At 67.3% G+C, this 18387-nt stretch carries 19 protein-coding genes; 12 read left to right on the top strand and 7 right to left on the bottom strand.

The annotated features are described in order from the left end of the window. Positions 1 to 117: 117 nt before the first annotated feature. From QUE79_RS09020 to QUE79_RS09005, 5 genes are all read left to right on the top strand, one after another. A complete protein-coding gene (locus QUE79_RS09020; protein ID WP_286346369.1) occupies positions 118 to 1296 on the top strand; it encodes a serine hydrolase domain-containing protein in 1179 nt (392 codons plus the stop codon). Continuing rightward, on the top strand, positions 1293 to 2699 hold the full coding sequence (locus QUE79_RS09015) for a C1 family peptidase (protein ID WP_286346368.1): 1407 nt from the start codon (positions 1293 to 1295) through the stop codon (positions 2697 to 2699). Before QUE79_RS09020 ends, QUE79_RS09015 begins: the two co-directional genes overlap by 4 nt. A 129-nt stretch (positions 2700 to 2828) precedes the next feature. Next, the gene (locus tag QUE79_RS09010; protein ID WP_286346679.1) at positions 2829 to 3704 is read left to right on the top strand and encodes an N-acetylglucosamine kinase; all 876 of its coding nucleotides are present in this window, start codon (positions 2829 to 2831) and stop codon (positions 3702 to 3704) included. Between the two features lie 148 nt (positions 3705 to 3852). Beyond that, entirely contained in the window at positions 3853 to 4323 is a 471-nt protein-coding gene (locus QUE79_RS26145; RefSeq protein ID WP_434011051.1) for a hypothetical protein, read from the top strand. Next, positions 4205 to 4672 (top strand): N-acetylmuramic acid 6-phosphate etherase, encoded by a 468-nt coding sequence (locus QUE79_RS09005; protein ID WP_434011050.1) that lies wholly within the window; start codon positions 4205 to 4207, stop codon positions 4670 to 4672. The genes QUE79_RS26145 and QUE79_RS09005 overlap by 119 nt, the downstream gene beginning before the upstream one ends. A 31-nt stretch (positions 4673 to 4703) precedes the next feature. Here QUE79_RS09005 and QUE79_RS09000 read toward each other — a convergent pair whose 3' ends face one another. The 4 genes from QUE79_RS09000 to QUE79_RS08985 all read right to left on the bottom strand — a co-directional run bounded on the left by QUE79_RS09000 (position 4704) and on the right by QUE79_RS08985 (position 9266). Then, positions 4704 to 5609 (bottom strand): carbohydrate ABC transporter permease, encoded by a 906-nt coding sequence (locus tag QUE79_RS09000; RefSeq protein WP_286346366.1) that lies wholly within the window; start codon positions 5607 to 5609, stop codon positions 4704 to 4706. After that, a complete protein-coding gene (locus tag QUE79_RS08995; protein WP_286346365.1) occupies positions 5606 to 6604 on the bottom strand; it encodes a carbohydrate ABC transporter permease in 999 nt (332 codons plus the stop codon). The genes QUE79_RS09000 and QUE79_RS08995 overlap by 4 nt, the downstream gene beginning before the upstream one ends. Positions 6605 to 6620: 16 nt before the next feature. Then, a complete protein-coding gene (gene ngcE, locus QUE79_RS08990) occupies positions 6621 to 8003 on the bottom strand; it encodes an N-acetylglucosamine/diacetylchitobiose ABC transporter substrate-binding protein (RefSeq protein WP_286346364.1) in 1383 nt (460 codons plus the stop codon). Between the two features lie 423 nt (positions 8004 to 8426). Beyond that, positions 8427 to 9266 (bottom strand): endo alpha-1,4 polygalactosaminidase, encoded by an 840-nt coding sequence (locus QUE79_RS08985; protein WP_286346363.1) that lies wholly within the window; start codon positions 9264 to 9266, stop codon positions 8427 to 8429. 302 nt (positions 9267 to 9568) lie between these two features. Here QUE79_RS08985 and QUE79_RS08980 point away from each other — a divergent pair, with 302 nt between their 5' ends. The 4 genes from QUE79_RS08980 to QUE79_RS08965 are packed head-to-tail and all read left to right on the top strand — an operon-like array spanning position 9569 to position 13177. Beyond that, a complete protein-coding gene (locus tag QUE79_RS08980) occupies positions 9569 to 10519 on the top strand; it encodes a DUF6772 family protein (RefSeq protein ID WP_286346362.1) in 951 nt (316 codons plus the stop codon). Between the two features lie 2 nt (positions 10520 to 10521). Then, entirely contained in the window at positions 10522 to 10851 is a 330-nt protein-coding gene (locus QUE79_RS08975; protein ID WP_286346361.1) for a hypothetical protein, read from the top strand. Between the two features lie 6 nt (positions 10852 to 10857). Then, positions 10858 to 12357 (top strand): MFS transporter, encoded by a 1500-nt coding sequence (locus QUE79_RS08970; protein ID WP_286346360.1) that lies wholly within the window; start codon positions 10858 to 10860, stop codon positions 12355 to 12357. Continuing rightward, positions 12245 to 13177, top strand: a complete 933-nt coding sequence (locus tag QUE79_RS08965; RefSeq protein WP_286346359.1) for a LacI family DNA-binding transcriptional regulator — start codon at positions 12245 to 12247, stop codon at positions 13175 to 13177. Before QUE79_RS08970 ends, QUE79_RS08965 begins: the two co-directional genes overlap by 113 nt. A 30-nt stretch (positions 13178 to 13207) precedes the next feature. Here the strand turns inward: QUE79_RS08965 and QUE79_RS08960 are convergent, their stop codons facing one another. Next, positions 13208 to 14194 carry a LacI family DNA-binding transcriptional regulator gene (locus QUE79_RS08960; RefSeq protein ID WP_286346358.1) on the bottom strand — a complete coding sequence of 329 codons (987 nt, stop codon included), beginning with the start codon at positions 14192 to 14194 and terminating at the stop codon, positions 13208 to 13210. Positions 14195 to 14346: 152 nt separating this feature from the next. Between QUE79_RS08960 and QUE79_RS08955 the strand changes: the two genes are divergently transcribed. The 3 genes from QUE79_RS08955 to QUE79_RS08945 are packed head-to-tail and all read left to right on the top strand — an operon-like array spanning position 14347 to position 17402. Continuing rightward, positions 14347 to 15630 (top strand): MFS transporter, encoded by a 1284-nt coding sequence (locus QUE79_RS08955; protein WP_286346357.1) that lies wholly within the window; start codon positions 14347 to 14349, stop codon positions 15628 to 15630. Between the two features lie 24 nt (positions 15631 to 15654). After that, positions 15655 to 16509, top strand: coding sequence for an alpha/beta fold hydrolase (locus tag QUE79_RS08950; protein WP_286346356.1), 855 nt, complete (start codon positions 15655 to 15657; stop codon positions 16507 to 16509). After that, complete coding sequence (locus tag QUE79_RS08945) at positions 16506 to 17402, top strand: alpha/beta fold hydrolase (RefSeq protein WP_286346355.1); 897 nt, start codon at positions 16506 to 16508, stop codon at positions 17400 to 17402. Before QUE79_RS08950 ends, QUE79_RS08945 begins: the two co-directional genes overlap by 4 nt. On the opposite strand, the gene QUE79_RS08940 is transcribed toward QUE79_RS08945, so the two are convergent. Next, a complete protein-coding gene (locus QUE79_RS08940; protein WP_286346354.1) occupies positions 17360 to 18154 on the bottom strand; it encodes a ferritin-like domain-containing protein in 795 nt (264 codons plus the stop codon). The genes QUE79_RS08945 and QUE79_RS08940 overlap by 43 nt on opposite strands. After that, the gene (locus QUE79_RS08935) at positions 18112 to 18291 is read right to left on the bottom strand and encodes a twin-arginine translocation signal domain-containing protein (protein WP_286346353.1); all 180 of its coding nucleotides are present in this window, start codon (positions 18289 to 18291) and stop codon (positions 18112 to 18114) included. Before QUE79_RS08935 ends, QUE79_RS08940 begins: the two co-directional genes overlap by 43 nt. Between the last annotated feature and the right edge of the window lie 96 nt (positions 18292 to 18387).

Raw genomic sequence — 18387 nt, 5'->3', positions numbered from 1 at the left:
AATGACGAGAATTCAGCGCAGCGTCCCTCGGTGTGCCACTCGCCGTGATCCTGGCCGCTCACCCGCCTCCGACGGATCAGGACTAACGTCGTTGTGACCGTGGAACCAGGAGAGTGAATGGCAGACCGCTCGCGCGATCTCGCTGCCGGGGTCAGAGAACTCATGACCGCGGCGCTGACCGCCGACACGTATTCGGGTGCGACCTGTCGCGTGGCGATCGAGGGCGACGAGGTCGCCTCCGTCGCCGTCGGCGTCCTCGCGCGAATCGACGACAGCGGTGACGAGGTGAGCGTCGACGCGAGACAGCCCGTCACCGAGGCGACCCTGTTCGATCTCGCGTCGATCACGAAGACCTATTCGGCTCACACGCTTCTGGCGCTGGTCCGCGTCGGCGTCCTGGACCTCGACCGGCCGATCGCCGACCGGCTTCCCACCTACCGCGAGCCCGTGCGACGCGAGGTGACCCTCAGGCACCTCCTGACCCACACGGCGGGGCTCCCGTCGACCTGGCAGGGCTGGCGTCCGGCCCTGGCAGAGCTCCTCGGCGCGCGGCGCGCGGTCCCCGCGACCCCCACCCTTTTCCGCAGCACTCCTCTCACCGACCGCGGAGCCCTCCTCGACGACCTCCTCCGCACGCCTCTCACGGCAGCGCCCGGCGTGCGATTCGAGTACTCCTGCACCGGCTACAACACGGCGATGGCACTCGCCGAGACCGCGACCGGACGCCCCTGGTCCGACCTCGTCGACGAGTTCACGCTCGCCCCGCTGGGCCTCGCCGACACCGGCTTCACACCCGAGGTCGACCGGAGCGCCGCCACCGAATACCAGCCCGAGTTCGGCCGCGGCGTCGTGCGCGGCATCGTCCACGACGAAGCCGCCTGGTCGCTCGGCGGCGCCTGCGCGAACGCGGGGCTCTTCGCGAGTTCGAGCGATCTGCTGGCCTGGGGGAGATCATCCGCGCGGGCGGCACCCCCATCACGGCGGCCGACCTGTGGAACGACCAGCTTCCCGCCCTCATCGGGGCCGGGCCGGCCGCAGCGGGCGAATTCGGTGCCAGTCTGGGGCTGCGCATCGGTCAGACCGCGTGGATGGGCCGCGCGGCGTCCCGATCGCGCGGCCACACCGGCTTCACGGGGACATCGCTGCAGACCGACCGCACCTCCGGCGTCACCGTCGCGCTCCTCACCAACCACGTCCACCCCCACCGCTCGGAGGACGGCCTCACCGCTCTCCGCAGCGCCCTTGCCGATGCCGCGTTCGCGGCAGCGAAGAAGTGACACGAAAGGTCGATCATGAGCATCACCGAAGCGACACCCGCGACCGGATCCACCTCGGCGACCGGGCCGAAGCCCGACGCAGCCCGCGCCTCCGCCGACGTCCTCACGGCAGAGACGCTCGACGAGTTCCGCAGCGACTTCCTGGCCGATGCGAACGCGGTCAGGATGCAGAACGCCGTCACGCGGACGACCCTCGACGACATCGCTCTGCGACGCGACCGGTTCGTCGGCATCCCCTCGACGGTGTCGCACCGGCTCGACGATTGGAAAGTGACCAATCAGATGAAGAGCGGCCGCTGCTGGCTGTTCGCCGCCCTCAATCTTCTCCGCGTCGGAACGAAGAAAGAGCTGGGCCTCAAAGACTTCGAGTTCAGCCAGAACTACGCCATGTACTGGGACAAGCTCGAGAGGGCCAACTTCTGGCTGGGTGACATCCTCGACACCAGCCAGGACGAGGCAGGATCCCGCCTGCTCACGTTCCTCCTCAGCGAACCGCTCGGAGACGGCGGCCAGTGGGACATGGCTGTCAGCATCTTCGAGAAGCACGGAGTCGTTCCGCAGGAGGCGATGCCCGAGACGGAGTCGTCGTCGAACACCGCCAAGCTGAACACGCAGTTGCGGGTGCACCTGCGCAAGTCGGCCCTCTCGCTGCGTGGGCTGGCGGCGGACGGGGCCGACGAGGCCACGCTCGAGGAGGCGAAGCGGAGCGCTCTCCAGGGCGTCCACCGAATCCTCACGGTCCACCTCGGGACTCCGCCCACCAGCTTCGAGTGGCAGTGGACCGACGACGCGAAGACCTTCCACCGGGACGGCGTCACGACCCCGCAGGAGTTCTTCGACAGGTACGTCACCCTCGATCTCCAGGACTACGTGTGCCTCGTCGACGACCCTCGTCGCGACCACCCCAAGGGAGAGGCTCTGACTGTCGCAGGCCTCGGCAACGTCCGTGGCGGCAGCGAGGTCCGCTACGTGAACGCACCGATCCAGACCATGAAGGAGTTGGCCGCCGCCAGCATCCGAAACGGCGAGCCCGTCTGGTTCGGCTGCGACGTCGGCAAGCAGGTGCTGCGTAAGGAAGGACGCTGGGCGGCCGACCTGTTCGACTACGACGGCGTGTACGGCCTCGACCTCGGCATGACCAAAGAGGAGCGCGTCCTGTCGGGCGACTCGGCCATGACCCACGCCATGCTCCTCACGGGCGTGGACCTCGACGACGGAGAGGCGCGTCGGTGGCGAGTCGAGAACAGCTGGGGTGACGCGAACGGCGACCAGGGCTTCTACACGATGGACGACTCCTGGTTCGCCGAGTACGTCTTCGAGGTCGTCGTGAAGAAGTCCGCCCTCCCCGAGTCGCTCCGGGCGGCACTCACGTCGGAACCTCGGATCCTGCCCGCCTGGGATCCGATGGGTGCGCTGGCCTGAGGCCGCGGACGCCGTTACGGTCGTGAGATGAGAGGCATCGATGCGACGCGAGGAGCGTGAGGTGACTTCGTCCTCCGCGAGGTCCGATCTCCAGGACGTCGTCGCTGCGGTCGACCTGGGCAAGACGCACTGCCGGGTCCGCATCGGCACCTCGGTGACCGAGGGCGACGGCGCCAGCGGGCTCGCCGAGCGAGGGGCCCGGCCCGAGCCGTCGAGACCGTGCTCGCGACGCTGGCGAAGCAGCCGGACGATCTGCGCGCCGACGTGCAGATCATCTCGGTGGGCGCGGCCGGAGCCCTGACCGCCCCCGACGCGGCGGCAGAGATCGCCCGGCACCTCGGCGACGCCACGCGCGTCGATCTCGCGGTCACGAGCGACGTCGTCACGGCGCACGCCGGCGCCCTCGACGGCGAACCCGGAACGGTGCTGGTGGCGGGGACGGGCGCCGTCGCCTGCGGAATCGATCGCCGGGGGCGACTGCGCCGCACCGACGGGGTGGGCATCTGGCTCGGCGACGACGGGTCCGGTCGTTGGATCGGGCAACGGGGGCTGTCCGCGGCGCTCCGGGCTGCCGACGGACGTGGGGGCACCACCTCGCTGGTGCAAGCCGCCATCGCCGAGCTGGGGCCGCTGGCCGATCTCCCCACGCGGATCGGCAGCTCGCCGACACCCGAACGCGTCCTCGCCTCGTTCGCCCCCGCCGTCTTGGACGCCGCCGAGGCCGGTGACGCGATCGCCCTCGCGATCCGCGACGCCGCCGCGGCCGCACTCGCCGTGACCGCTCGCGCCGCCGCACCCGACGGCGACTCGCCCGTGGCGGTTCTCGGCGGGCTCACCGGCCACGCCGGATTCGCCGCAGCCCTCGCCACTGCTCTCGCCGAGCGCAACCTCCGGTCGACGACGCCCCGCGGGGATGCGCTCGACGGCGCCGTGCTCATCGGCAGCCGACCCCGACTCCCCCACGAGAAACAGGTGACCCGTGTCCGATCCGCATTCCCCCGCTGAACCGTCCGATCCGAACCGCGAACGATCGGCCGCAGAGCTTCCGTCCGTCGACGCCCTGTCCGCGGAACTCGGTTCGCTCACCACCGAGGTCATCGACGAAGAGCTCGAGAACCTCGATCTGCTTCCGACCCCCGAGCTGGTCTCGTCGATGTACGCGCACAACCGCGTCGCGGTCGACGCCGTCGAGGGCGCCCTTCCGGAGATCGCCCGCGCCGTCGACGCCATCAGCGAGCGCATGAGTCGCGGCGGGCGCCTCGTCTACGTGGGCGCGGGCACCTCCGGCCGGTTGGGGGTGCTCGACGCCAGCGAGTGCCCCCCGACGTTCGGCACCGATCCGGGGCTCGTCGTCGGCCTCATCGCGGGAGGCGACGTGGCGCTCCGCTCCGCGGTCGAGGGAGCCGAGGACGATTCCGAGCAGGGGGAACCGACCTCAGAGACATCGGGATCGGCGCGCTCGACTCCGTCGTCGGGCTCGCCGCCTCGGGGCGGACCCCTACGTGCTGGGCGCGCTCGGCGAGGCGAAGCGCTCCGGCGCCCTTGTCGTCTCGGTCGCGTGCAACAGCCCCTCGCGCATCGCCGCGCTGGCCGACGTCGCCATCGAGGTCGTCACCGGTCCTGAATTCATCGCCGGATCGACGCGCCTGGGGGCGGCGACCGCACAGAAGCTCGTGCTGAACATGCTCTCGACGCTCACGATGGTGCGCTTGGGCAAGACCTACGGAAACGTCATGATCGACCTGCAGGCCACGAACGAGAAGCTCGTCGCCCGTTCACGACGGACCGTCTCCGCGGTCACCGGAGCCGACCCGCACGCCGCCGCCGACGCGCTCGAGGCTGCCGGCGGCTCGGTCAAAGGTGCCGTGCTCGCCCTCAAGACGAGGCTGTCGCCGGGCGACGCCGCGAAGCTGCTCGAAGCGAACAACGGGCACCTTCGCGACGCTCTCCGCGACTTCGACCTGCACGGCTGAGTGTCGATCTCTCCACGCCGGTGCCGCCGAGTTACTTGTTGGTGCCGATCGACACGGAGCCCTGCAGCTGACGTTGGAAGATCAGGTACACGACGAGCACGGGCAGGATCACGAGGATCGAGGCCGCGAAGAGCGCACCGAAGTTCACCGAGTATCCGGCCTGCGACGAGAACGCCGCCATGCCCTGGGTCAGCACCCAGTTCTTGGGGTCGGAGTTGAGGGCCACCGGCAGGAGGAACTGGTTCCACAGCCCGACGAAGTTCAGGATCGTCACGGTCGCCAGCCCCGGACGGGCCTGCGGCAGCATGATCTGGAAGAACGTGCGCCACTCCCCCGCGCCGTCGATCGAGGCCGCTTCGGCCATCGACTTCGACAGGGTCTTGAAGAACGCGAAGAGGAAGAACACCGTGAACGGCAGCGCGAACGCGGCGTAGGTCACGATCAGCCCGGGCAGGGTGTTCAGGATCCCCAGGTTCTTCAGCACGAAGAACAGCGGCACGATCGCCAGGAACACCGGGAAGGTGAGGCCGGCCAGCATCAGGTAGTAGATCGCCCGGTTTCCGCGGAACTCGAAGCGCGCCAGAACGTACGAGCACATCGCCCCGAAGAGCATCGTGAGGATGAGCGCTCCGAAGACGACGATGAGCGTGTTGACGAAGTAGCTACCGATACCGGCCGTCGTCCAGGCGCTGACGTAGTTGTCGAAGTTGAACCGTGTCGGCAAGGAGAAGGGAGAAGCGAAGATCTCCTTGCTGGTCTTGAACGACGACATCAGGGTCCACAGGAGCGGGACGACGATGAGGATCGTCCAGATGACCAGGACGACGTGCGAGATCGTTCCCACGGTGCGGTCGCCGCGGCGCGACCGACGCTGGGTACGCGTGCTCGCTCGATCGGCGACGACCGCCGGGGTGGCTTCGGACTGGGTGGTCGTCATTCGGAAACCTCGTTCGTTCCGCCGGTGAGTCGGTTCACGGCGAAGACGACCGCCGCGAACAGAAGGGTGATGAGAGCGAGCGTCACGCCCATCGCCGACGCGTAGCCGAACTGTCCCTTGGTGAAGGCCGTGGTGAACAGCCGCTGAGAGATGACCAGCGTCGAGTTGCCCGGACCGCCTCCGGCCTCGAGCCCGGCCATGTAGACGAAGGCGTCGAGAGCCAGGATCCCCATGTAGATGTACGCCGTCTGGATGTTGTCGCGGATCAGGGGCACCGTGATCGAGATCGCCGTTCGGAAGCGGCCGGCTCCGTCGATGCGCGCCGCCTCGTAGATCTCGGCGGGCACACCCTTGATGGAGGCGATGAACAGCACCATGTAGAAGCCGACGAGGCCCCAGACGATGACGAAGATGACCGAGACGAGGGCCGTCCTCGGATTCCCCAGCCAGGCGAACGAGTTCGCCCAGTTACCGCCCAGCGACTGCAGGATGCCGTTCAGGAGACCGGCACTCGGATCGTAGACGAACGACCAGATGATCGCGATCACGATGGCCGGAATCACGTACGGGAAGAAGGAGACGACCCGGTACAGGCTCGACGCCTTCAGACCGCGGATCGGTCCGTTGCTCGGACCACCCAGGACGATGATCGACGCGAACGCCATGGCGATCACCAGGGTGACGAACGGCAGCACGATCAGAAGGGTGACGCTGTTGCCCACGGCCTTCAGGAAGATGCTGTCTTGAAAGAGGTTGACGTAGTTCTTCAGGCCGATGAAGTTCATGTCCGGGCTGAAGCCCGACCAGTCTGTCAGCGAGTAGTAGAACGCCTGGAGGAAGGGCCAGATCACGAAGATCAGGTAGCCGACCACCGGTATCCCGAGGAACACCACGAAGAAGCTGACGCGATCGAACGAGAACTTCTTGCGGCGTCTCCGGACGGGAGGGCCGGAGACGCCGCTACGAGTGGTCGCCGGTGTGTCGGTCGACGTCACTTGACCTTGACCTTCTTCACCGAGTCGTCGTTGCGCACCTTGTCGGTGATCGTCTGCAGCGCGCTCGTGAGCTGGGCGACGGAGGAACCCCGGAGAGGAACGTGTTCCAGACGACGAGCTGGTCGGTGTTCATGCCGTACAGGTCGACGAAGTTCCAGCTGAAGACGTTCGTGCCCGCGTCGGCGAGCATCTTCACCTGCGAGACGAGCGCGGTCGAGCCGAAGCCGTCCTCGGGAATGGTGTCTTTCACGATGGTTGACGAGAGGGTCGACTTCGCGAAGTTCACGGCCGCGTCCTTCGAGAGCATCGCGCGCAGGAACTCCTTGCCGCCCGCGACGTTCTTGCCCTGGCTCGGCACGATGTAACCCTCACCGGCCGTCGAGTGCAGGGCCGCGGCGGGGAACTTCGAGTTCTTCGTGACGGTGGGCTCCGGCGTTCCGGTCATCGTGAAGCCCGACTTCGTCTGGGTCTTCATCTCGTTCTCGATCCAGCTGCCGGACGGGTAGAGGATCGCCTCTTCGTCGTCCGACCACTGGGCCTGCGCTGCCGTGAACTGCGTTCCGGCACCGCCGGGCTTCACGTAGCCGGCGTCGATGATCTTCTTCATGGCGGTGAAGACCTGCTGCACGGCGTCCTTCGACCAGCAACCGGCCTCGAGGTTGTCGAGGGCGAGTCGCACTTCGTCGCCGCCCTCCTTGATCGCCGAGCTGATCGCCAGGGTCTGGTAGTAGGTCGCCGCTTCCTTGCCCCAGGTGAAGAGGTACTTGCCGGCGGCCTTGGCCTTCGTGCCGAGCTCGTACATCTCGTCCCACGTCGTGGGAACGGTCCAGCCGTTCTGTTTGAACAGGCTTTCGGAATGCCACAGTGCATATACCGTCAGCACATAGTTCAACTGCACGAACTTGCCGTCGAATGTTCCCGGCTTCGTCACACCCGCGTAGAGCGTGTCGCTGATCTTCTTGCCTTCGTAGTTGTCAGCATTAATGACGTCGGTGAGATCCTCGAGCTGCCCGCGGATGGTGTTGATACCGATGAGGTTGGCACCCGAGTTGTCGATGACGTCCGGCGGGTTACCGGCGACGAATCGAGGCTGCAGCGTCTGTGCGATGTTGGTCTGAGCGGTGACCTTGACGGTCGAACCCTTTTGCAGCTTGGAGACCTGCTTGCCGGCGAACTGCGCGTATGCGATGCCATAGCCACCCTTGAAGATGACAGCGTCCGTCGTCGAATTGGCGGCGACGCCGAACGGGTTGTTCTTCGACTTCTTACCGGTGCTGCTATCCCCGCCGCCGCTCGTTGCACATGACGCCAGCGTGCCGCTGAGCGGAATCATGATCGCGGCGACTGCAGCGCCGCGAAAGAAGGTGCGTCGCTCGATCTGCTTGTCTTTCATGCTCATCGCAATGCCTTTCCTAAAGGTCTTCATCGGCCGAGTCCATTTGACCAGACCAATGTTTCGGTGCTGTATCGGTTGTGGTAACGAATGTTCCGCGACTACGAGTCGGGCGGGAACCGTCGGATGATCCGGGCAAGGGGAAACGCGTCGAGCGGGAGGGATCTCACCGTGGGAGCGATGGCAAAGCGGGGGACGTTCGTCGGGCGGCCCTCCGGAATCGTCACGGAGAGGTCAAGCCTTCCAGCCGCGTTTCGCGGCGCGAATTGGCCCCACATCATGCCTCCTTGCCTGAATGTGATCAACAGTGTGCCACACGGATCGCGAGTTGGAGACGATCTGTCGGACGGGGAGTCGCCGCGCCCCGAATCGCCCTGGACGACGGCACGCCTCCCCGCGCGGAGGAGGCGTGCCGTCGAGCGCCGGCGCTCAGCAGTATTCGTAGCGGTAGGCCGGGTCGGAGCTGGGAACGACGTCGCGGTCGCGCAAGATGACGGAGATCGTCTTCCCCTGCGCCGCGCACGCGTTCGTGTAGGCACTGCGACGGTTGTCGGTGTACTCGATCTCGATCACGTTGTTCCCGTAGACGTCGGTGTACGCGTCGCACTCGGTGTTGAACTGGCATTCCTCGGCGATCGCGAAATCGAACTTGACGGTGTTCTTGCCGGCGGAGCCGAGCTCGGTGGTGTTCTTCTGCGCGATCGCGAGCCCGTCCGCGTGCGCGTGGGTCGCGAGGAGGGTGGCGTAGGCGATGGCGTTCGCCTTCGTCAGCTTGCCCTTCGAGCGCGTCCACGAGTCGAGGTTGTCCGGTTCGACGGCCTGGTATCCCTTGCTCTGGCAGCCGTCGATCCAGCCGTCGACGATGCCGGCGATACTGGTCCGCTTCGCGGCGGTCGACGTGTCCAGCAGATACTCGCCTTTCCAGTCGGGGTCTTCGACGTAACTGCCGTCGCTGTTCTTGAGCAACAGATCGGAGTGCGATCCCGTCCAGAACGACTTCTCCTCGGGCTGCGTCTGGAAGGCGTTCACGTAGCAGATGTTGTACTTGCCGACCACGGGGCTCGACGACCGGTCCCGGTCGACGATCGACACGCTCGACGCCGGCGTGTAGGCGCCGCCGATCTGGTAGTCGAACTGCCCGTTGGCGGGTGGAAGGGACGGAGTCGCAGCCTGGGCCGACGTCCCGGTGAGGGTGACGCCGATCACGGCAGCCAGAACCGTCGTGGTGCTGAGGATCGTTTTCGCGAGGGGTGATCTAAGAGCGCGCATGCGCCGTTCCCATCTACGGATACCCCGCCTCGAGCTGATCTCTGGCGATGTGTACCGGACTCACCGATGGACTGGATACCGGTCGGGCTCCCCGTGACGAGCACACCCTACGGGAGCCCTGCCCGACCCCTCAAGACAACTCTGTCTTCCCTTCCCAAACGATCAGGAGAAGTGAGCGAGTCGCTGTCTGCTCAGACGGAACGGAACACCGGCCGACGCTCGGTCTCCGGCTGATGATTGCGTGCGAGCCGATGCCTGTCTATGCTGTGGTAAATCGATTTATCACAGCGTGAATGAGGCCAATGATGCTCCCCACACAGCTCGACCGGTTGCCCGGCTACTTCCAGCCGCTTCCGAACGTCATCGTCGCCGACGACTTCGACGCCGGCCTGAACGGGTGGATGGACCTCCGACCCAATTTCGTGGGTGCCCAGTTCGCCGCACACTCCCACGAGATCGATCTCGAACACTGGGGCCCGGTGATGCTCAGCTCGGCCACGTTCGCGTTCGCCGGGACGCACGGTTCGGCATCCGGCACGTATTCCCTCCGGCTGCCGACGCGATCACCCGCGGCGCCGCCCGATCAGCCGCCGGCGCCGGGCTCCATGAGCCTCGCCATCAAGAGGCTGTCGTGTCCGGCCGAGGCGGCCCGCATCCGCATCGAGGCGGTCATCGCCTACTCCACGGTCCAGGATCGACCGGGCCTCGGCTCCGAGGCCATGCGCGCGTTCGGCCTGTTCATCGATCTGCAGGACTCCGAGCACCGCTTCATGCCGGGCGTTCGGTTCGTGAATGCTGTCTCGGGCGAGCCGGTCCGACGCTGGCAGTACTACCGGCAGACGGATTCGACCGACGTCGACTGGAGCTACGGCAGGGAGGGTGCCTGGCACCAGGCCGGCGTCGACCCGCAGTGGTTCGGCGTTCGAGACGCCGACGGATCGACGTCCGCCACCTCCTGGTTCGATGGACGGGAGCAACGACTCATCTACAACGAGACCGACGACAAGATCAACTGGATGCCGATCGCGCTCGAATTCGACCTGCGATCCCGCACCTACGTGTCCTTCACGGCGCACGGACGCGAGTACGCCTTCCCACCCGGTGCCGGCCCGTCGTTGGCCTCTCCCTACGCCAACATCTCGGGGTTGCTGAATCCGGTCTTCTTCGTCGAGACGGACGGCGATCGCCGCGTCGACCTCTACGTGGACTCGGTCGTCGTCTCGTACGCGACCGACGAGGAGGTCGCGCGATGAGGATGTTCCACACCTCCGTCACCGATCTCCGGCAGCCGTTCGTCGAGACCGTCGAAACCTTCCCGTACGAATGCGGCTGGGCCGATGAGGCGATCTTCTTCGTCACCGCGGAGACCGGCACCGACGAGAGCGCGCAGGTGTCTCTGGGCGTTCAACTGAGCGCGGACGGCATCCGGTGGCTCGACGAGGGATCGGTCCTGACGCTGAGAGGCCCGGCATCCGGCTTCGTGCGCGTCACTCACTTCGGAGGCTTCCTCCGACTCGCCGGCACGGTCGCCGGCGGGACCACCAACGGCGCAACGCTCACCGTGCGCCTCGCATTGAAGGGATAGCAGTCGATGGCGCTGCACATCACCCGGCCGACGATCGCTTCGGCGGTCGGAACGGCTCTCGAATGGTACGACTTCACGCTCTACTCCACGGCCGCAGCCCTCGTGCTCCCGACCGTGTTCTTTCCCACGGGCAACGCCGTGTCCGCGACGCTCGCGTCGTTCGCCACGTTCGCCGTCGGCTTCTTCGCTCGACCGATCGGCGGGGTGATCATCGGCAATCTCGGCGACCGGTTCGGCCGACGGCGGATGCTGTTCCTGACGCTGATCCTGATGGCGATCTCATCAACGCTGATCGGCTGTCTGCCCGGCTACGCGACGATCGGGATCGCCGCTCCCGTGCTCCTGATCGTGCTGCGAGTGTTCCAAGGGTTCGGTGCTGGCGGCGAATACGCCGGGGCGACCCTGCTCGCGGCCGAGCACGCGCGCAACAAAGCGCGGGGTCTCAACGCCAGCATCCCCGCCGTCGGCAACGCGGCGGGCTCGCTCCTCGCGACGATCGTCTTCGCCGTCGTCACCGGGAGCACGGGGTCGCAATTCCTCGTCTGGGGATGGCGCATCCCGTTTCTGATCAGCATCTTCGTCGGAATCGCCGGAGTCGTGATCCGGCTCAGGGTCACGGAGAGCCCGGAGTTCGTGCGCGCGCAGAAGGCGGAGCGGATCCCCCGCGTGCCGTTCACGGAGCTTTTCCGGAGCGCTCGCTCCCGGGTGCCCTTCGCGATGCTCGCCAGCATCGGTCCGAACGTGGCCAGCTACCTGCCCTCGGTCTACGCCCTCACCTATCTCGCCACCTCCGTTCACGCACCGGCGTGGATCGGATTGACCGGCATCATCATCGGCAACGCCCTCAAGTTCGTCACCATCCCCACCGCAGGCTGGCTCTCCGACCGGTACGGTCGCCGGCCGGTCTTCCTCGCCGGGGCGATCGGCGCCGTGATCCTGGCCTATCCGTTCTTCTTCCTGCTCGATACCGGCACGCCCATCCTGATCTGGGTCGCGCTGGTCATGATCTTCACCTTCTGCAACGACGCCATGCTGGCGGCGCAATCGGGGTTCATGTCCGAGTTGTTCGATGTCCGGCTCCGTTACACGGGTGTCACGTTCTCGCGCGAGATCCCCGGGGCCGTCGTCGGTGGGACCCTTCCGCTCATCGCCACCGCCCTGACAGCGGCGGCAGGCGGAGCAAGCTGGCTGGTGGCCCTCTACTGCGTCGTGCTCATGCTGCTCGCGGCCGTCGGAATGTTCTTCCTGCCCGAGACCCGCGGTTCGGCCACTGTCACGGAGGAGGCCCCTCGCTGGCAGAGTAGGGGGCATGGCAGCAGACCCGGCACCGCGCTCGGCGCGCCTGGCCGATGTCGCGTCGGCTGCTCGGGTCTCGCCGGCCCTGGTGTCGCGCGTGCTGAACGGCGACACGAGCGCCCGTGCCGCGCCCGAGACGAAGAAGCGGATCGTCGACGCCGCCGCCGCTCTCGGGTACGTCGCCAACGCCGCTGCGCGCCAGCTGCGTGAGAGCCGGACCGGCCTGCTGGGATTGGTGGTGCACGACCTGAGCAGCCCGATCTACGTCGAGGTCCTCGCGGGGGCACGAGCCGAGGCGGAGAAGAACGGCTACTTCCTGCTGCTCGGCGACGCCGACGAACTCATGACGAATCCGGCGACGTTCCGAGCCCTGGTCGAGGCACGGCGCGTCGACGGCATCCTGATCCAGGCCGGACACTCCGACTTCGACAAGCGGATCGGCGACGTGGCAGCCCATGTGCCCACCGTGGTCTTCAACGCACCCATGCACGATTCCGCGGTGGACGTCAGCGGCGTCTACGCCGACGAGGTCGGTGCCGCGCGGCTTCTGACCGAGCACCTCCTGGTGCGAGGGCACCGCAGGATCGGATTCCTCTCGGGTCCCCGCGACTCGTCCACGTCCCACCTGCGCCTCGCGGGGTTCCGCGCGGCGCTCGACGAAGCCGGCGTCGATGACGACGCCTTCGTGTTCTACGGCGACTGGACCGCGGCCACGGGTGCTGCGGGCGTCCACGAGGCCCTGGCGCAGTCCCGTCCGCCGACAGCCGTCATCGCCGGCAACACCCTGATCGGCCTCGGCGCCCTGTCCGAAGCCACCTCCCTGGCGGTGAAAGTGCCGGACGACCTCGCGGTGGCCGCCATCCACGACGCGTGGTTCGCCGACTACCTCGCCCCGACTCTCACGACCGTCGCGCTGCCTCTCCGCGAACTCGGGGCCACGGCCGTCCGCACGCTTTTGGCCGGCGGGACGCCGAGCGACGTCGTCGTCGGCACGCCGGCGCCGGTCGTCGTCGTTCGCGCGTCGACCTGACGAGGCTCGCGGTCGCGTTCGATCGGGTGGTCAGGAGCTCTCGCGCTGCACGAATCGAATGGTCGACGGGGGCTGCTCGGGAGGTGCGCTCGAGGCGCCGAGGAGGTCGAGGGTCGCCGCGACGATCGTCGCTGTCGCGGCGGCGACGTCGATCCGAATGGTCGACAGGGCCGGCGAGGTGAGGGCCGCGAGTTCGAGATCGTCCACGCCGATCAGGGCCACGTCGCCGGGCACCCGCACGCCCGCGACACGACAGGCAGCGAGGATGGCCAGGGCGGCGAGATCGTTGAAGGCCGCGATTCCGTTGACCCGGGTGTCGCCGGCCGTCCACACGGCGAGCGCGGACTGCGCGCTCTCGCGCGTGTACTCGAGCGTCGCCACGACGGGCGGGGCGATGCCGAGGCGTTCGCACGCCTTGCGGGCTCCGTCGAGACGCGGGAGGTAGAAGCGCTCCTCCACGGGATCGGAGAGGCCCGCGTACCCGATGCGATCACGCCCCGATGCGACGAGCCTGGTGACCTGGAGATCGCCGATCGCCTCCTGCCGGAACGCGGTCGCCTCCGGGCCCCTCGGGCTCAGGATCCCGTCGATGAACGGAACGGCAGACAGGCCCAGAGCCTGTCGATCCGCCTCGGTCAGGTCTCCGACGGCGAGGACGGCATCGGGCTGAAGGAACTGCAGAAGGTCGGCGAGCGGTGTGGTCACGGCGCCGCTGTACACGAACACGCAGGCGTAGCCCGCCTCGCCCAACTGCAGGCTGAGATCTTCTTTCAGCTCTTCGAGGGCCCGCGCCACGGGCAGCGTGGGGAGGGCGCAGAGCACGATGTTGCTTCGCCCCCGCTTGAGCGAGCGGGCGCTCGCCGACGGAACGTAGCCGAGACGCTTGGCGACACTCAGGACCTGCGAGCGGGTCGACTCCGAGATGCCCATGTCGGAGCGGCCGTTCAGCACGAAGCTCACCGTCGTCTGCGAGACGCCGGCCTCTCGTGCGACGTCGACACTGGTGGCTCGCTTCATGAGCAAATCCTTCCACGCTCTTGCGTTCGACCTCGACCGGGCCTATGTTCAGACAATCTAATACGAGTTAGTGACCACTCTAGGCTTGCAGAGCGACGACGGCGCGGCCAGTGCCCGGTGATGCTCCGGCCCGAGGTTCCAACGGAGGAACCATGACAAATCCTGATCCACTGATCGTCACCACCGTCGAAGAGGCGGTCGCGTCGGAGAAGCCGCCGAGTGTCGGGCGACTCCTCACCTTCATCTTCCCGGCCACCCTGGGACTGATCGCCCTCTTCCAGGGGATCCAGCAGATCCTCATCCCCAGTCAGGTCGCACAGCTCGACCCGGCGCACAAGGTCGGCGTCCTCGCCCTCATGACCACGTTCGTCGCCATCACCTCGATGATCGGCATCCCGCTCGGCGGGGCGCTGTCCGACCGCACGCGCTCTCGATTCGGTCGCCGCACCCCGTGGATCCTCGGTACCGGCGTCGTCTCCAGCGTGCTCATGATCGCGATGGGCTACTCCGGCAACCTCGTCCTGCTCGCCGTGCTCTACACGGCGCTCTGGCTCACCTCGAACATGTACCAGGGCGCGGTGACAGCGCTGCTACCCGACCGGGTGCCCGAGGCGCGACGAGGCCTGGCGGCTTCCATCATCGGCCTGGCGACACCCATCGGCCTGCTCGTCGGCGTCGCCGTCGCCGGCGCAGCGGGCCCGTTCTGGGGCTACGTGATCATCGCGCTGGTGGTCGCCGTGACGGCGCTGCTGCTCGTGTTCGGGATCCGCGAGGAATCGAGCGTCGATCTCCCACCGCAGCCGAAACGAGAGAGCGGCACCTGGATCGCGTCCGTGGGCCACTTCCTGCACGCGTTCGCCGACCACGATTTCCGCCTCGCATTCATCAGCCGCTTCTTCCTCTCACTGTCGTACGCGACGGCCACCGGCTTCCTCTATTTCACGCTGAGCGACTACATCGGCACCGAGAACCTTCCGGGGCACTCCGTGACCGGAGCGGTCACGATCGTCGACGTCGTCCTGGTCATCGGCTGGGTCGCGATCGCGACCTTCGGCGGCTGGCTCTCCGACAAGCTCCAGCGTCGCAAGCTGTTCGTCGGGATCGCGGCGGTCGGCCTCGCCGTCACGATGTTCATCCCGATCATCAGCCCGACCTGGACGGGCATCCTCGTCTTCGCCCTGTTCGCCGGGATCTTCATCGGCACCTACTTCGCCGTCGACCTGGCGCTGATGTCACTGGTACTGCCCGACAAGCTGAGCGAAGGCCGCGACCTCGGCATCCTCAACGTGGCGACCGGACTCCCGACCATCCTCTCCGGTGCGGTCGCCGGACTCCTCATCACCTTCGCAGGCGGATACGCCGCGCTCTACGTGTTCGGTGCGATCTGCGCCCTCATCTCCGGCGTCGTCGTCTTCTTCATCCGCAAGGTCCGCTGAAACCCACCAGGAAAGGCAACACCCATGCCCCTCATCACGACCACCAGCGGTACGGACCTGTTCTACGAGTCGATCGGCGATGCCACCCGCCCACCCCTGCTCCTCATCCAGGGGCTCGGCGCACAGATGATCGGGTGGACGCCGGAGTTCTGCCGCCAGCTCGCCGAGGCCGGATTCCACGTCGTCCGCTTCGACAACCGCGACGCCGGCGAATCCCAGAAATTCGAGGGTGTCGACTACACCCTCACCGACATGGCCGACGACACGGCCGGACTCCTGGACGCCCTCGGCATCCCCGCCGCCCACATCGTCGGCCAGTCCATGGGCGGCATGATCGCTCAGGAACTCGCAGCGGGCCACCCGGAGAAGATCCTGACGCTCGACCTGCTGTACACGAGCGCGTCGCCGAGCTTCATTCTGAGCCGAGCCATCGAACGATCCGAGGCGGTCGTCATTCCGACCGACCGCGCAGCGTTCATCGAGGCGTACCTCTCGAACGAGTACCTGTGCCGATCGCGCGACTACCCGCAGGACATCGCGTGGCTCCGCGAACTCGGCGGTCATGCCTTCGACCGAGACCCCCGCCAGTCCGGCCTGCAGCGTCAGACCGACGCGGTCCTGCACTCGCGAGAGCGGGGCGATCTCGTCCGGACGATCACCGCACCCACCGCGATCCTCGTGGGAGACAGCGACCAGCTCATCGATCCGGCGGCGTCTCAGGATCTCCACGATCGGATCGCAGGATCCTCGCTCCGAGTCTTCCCGGGAATGGGGCACGAGGTCCCCGCTGCCCTCTTCCGCGAGATCGTGGCGGACATCGTCGCCAACGCCGGGCGAATCGGCGCGCCGGAGTCGATCCCGAAGGAGGCGGTCCGATGAAGCTCACCACGCGCACCGTCGGTTCCGGATCGCGGACGGCAGCCCTCGTGCACGGCGCGTCGATGAGCGGCGACGCCTGGCGCGAGTTCATCCCCTACCTGCTCGAGCACGACCTGACGCTCACGGTGGTGGATCTGCGCGGCCACGGCGACAGCCCCCGGGCCGACAGCTATCGGATCGACGAGTTCGTCGGCGACCTGGTGGACACGCTCCCCCAGGGACTCGATCTGCTCATCGGGCAGTCCCTCGGAGGACTCACCGGTGCGTGGGCATCCGCCCAGCTGAAGCCGAAGCGGTTCATCGGGATCGACCCCGCCTTCAGTTTCGAGCGCAGGGAGCTGCTGCTGCTCCGGTTGCTCGGTCCGATCCAGCCGAAGCTCCCCGACGTGATCCTGCACCGCTTCGGCATGCCCCCGAAGGGCTCGCCGCCGGACATGATGGCGCGGATCCGCGCGATGTGGGCCAAGTGGGACACCTCGTCGGTGCGAGACGTCGTGAAATCCGCCGCCGCGAAGCCGTTCCCGGCGAGCCCCCGAGCGTGCCGTCCACCATCGTGCTCGCCGATCCCAGCATCGCGACGCCACCTGCCTTCGCGGCGGCCCTCCGGCAGCAGGGCTGGGACGTCCGGGTCATCCCCGGCGGGGGCCACGACCTCCACCAGGAGGATCCGCGCGGTCTCGCCGAAGTGCTCCGGGACGTCCTGCAGGCCGATCCCGTCTGAGATTCCGAATGTCGCGCGCCGCGTGTGCTCCCGTGAACGGCGCGCACGCCGCGCGCACCAGGCGGTGACGGCACGCCGAAGCGGCGACACGGTCTCCTTCGAGCCCGTGTCGCCGCCACGCGCCCGCGGTCAGGCGCTGGTGTTGATGGAGCCGTTCACACCGTTCGGGTAGAACCCGCCCTTGGCGACGGCGCCGGGGTTCAGGTAGGCGATGTTCAGGACCTGGCCGGGGGTGCGGCTGTAGGTGAGGCCGCTGGCGTTCGTCGGCACGAGGTTCGCCACGGACGCGGTGCCGATGCCCTGGTCGAGATCGGTGGACCCGTCGAGGCTGTCGCGGGCGTCCGAGATCTTCTGGATGCTGGCGTAGATGCTCGAGGTGTCGACACCCTTGGCATAGAGCGTCGTGCGCACGATGCCCGCGTGATACGCCTCGACCGACAGGAGTCCGGCGGCCGCATCCAGGTAGGTCTTGTTGGCGATGAGCCCTGCAGCGCCCTTGTAGGCCGTGACCCCGACGTCTTCGAAGATGAACGCCGCGAAGAGGAAGCTGGTCTCGTCGGCGAACGCGTCGAAAGTCTGACCCGGCTTGATGAGACCGGCAGCGGTCGCGGCCGCTGTGAAGCTGGCGTCGAGGGAGATGGCCGGACGCGAGACGGCTGCGCTGCCGAGTGCGGTGCGCAGGAATGCGACGTGGGCTTTCTCGTCGGCGGCGATCTCCACCGCGTACTTCTGGATGCTCGGCGTGGCGAAGGTGACCTTCTTGCCGCCCGTCACACCACCGACGGTTCCGACGCCGCCCACCATGTTGGCGGGAAGGCCGACGCCCGTGACGGCGCGGAGGTAGAACTCCGCTTCGAGGTATTCGAGGTTGAGAGCGAAGTTCAGGATCGACGCGTCGCTCGGAGGTGATGCCGTAGCCGCCATGGCGGGAGCGGCGGCCGCGAGGAGGCGGCAGCGACGCCGGCTCCGGCGAGACCGACCATTCCGAGAAGTTTGCGGCGGTCGACGCCTTTCTCGGCACTTCTCGCGATGGCGCTGGTGATGAACTTGTCTTCGAACATTGAAGGTTGCTCCAGTCGTTGGGCCGTGAGAGGGGTCAGACCCAGAACTGAATTCCCTCGCCGCGCGAAGAGTCGCGCTGAGTGCGACCCTAGGTG

The organism is Frondihabitans sucicola (assembly GCF_030296615.1).
Classification (GTDB): Bacteria; Actinomycetota; Actinomycetes; order Actinomycetales; family Microbacteriaceae; genus Frondihabitans; species Frondihabitans sucicola.
The sequence above is the reverse complement of the archived record's forward strand: the minus strand, read 5'-3'. Positions and strand labels throughout refer to the sequence as shown.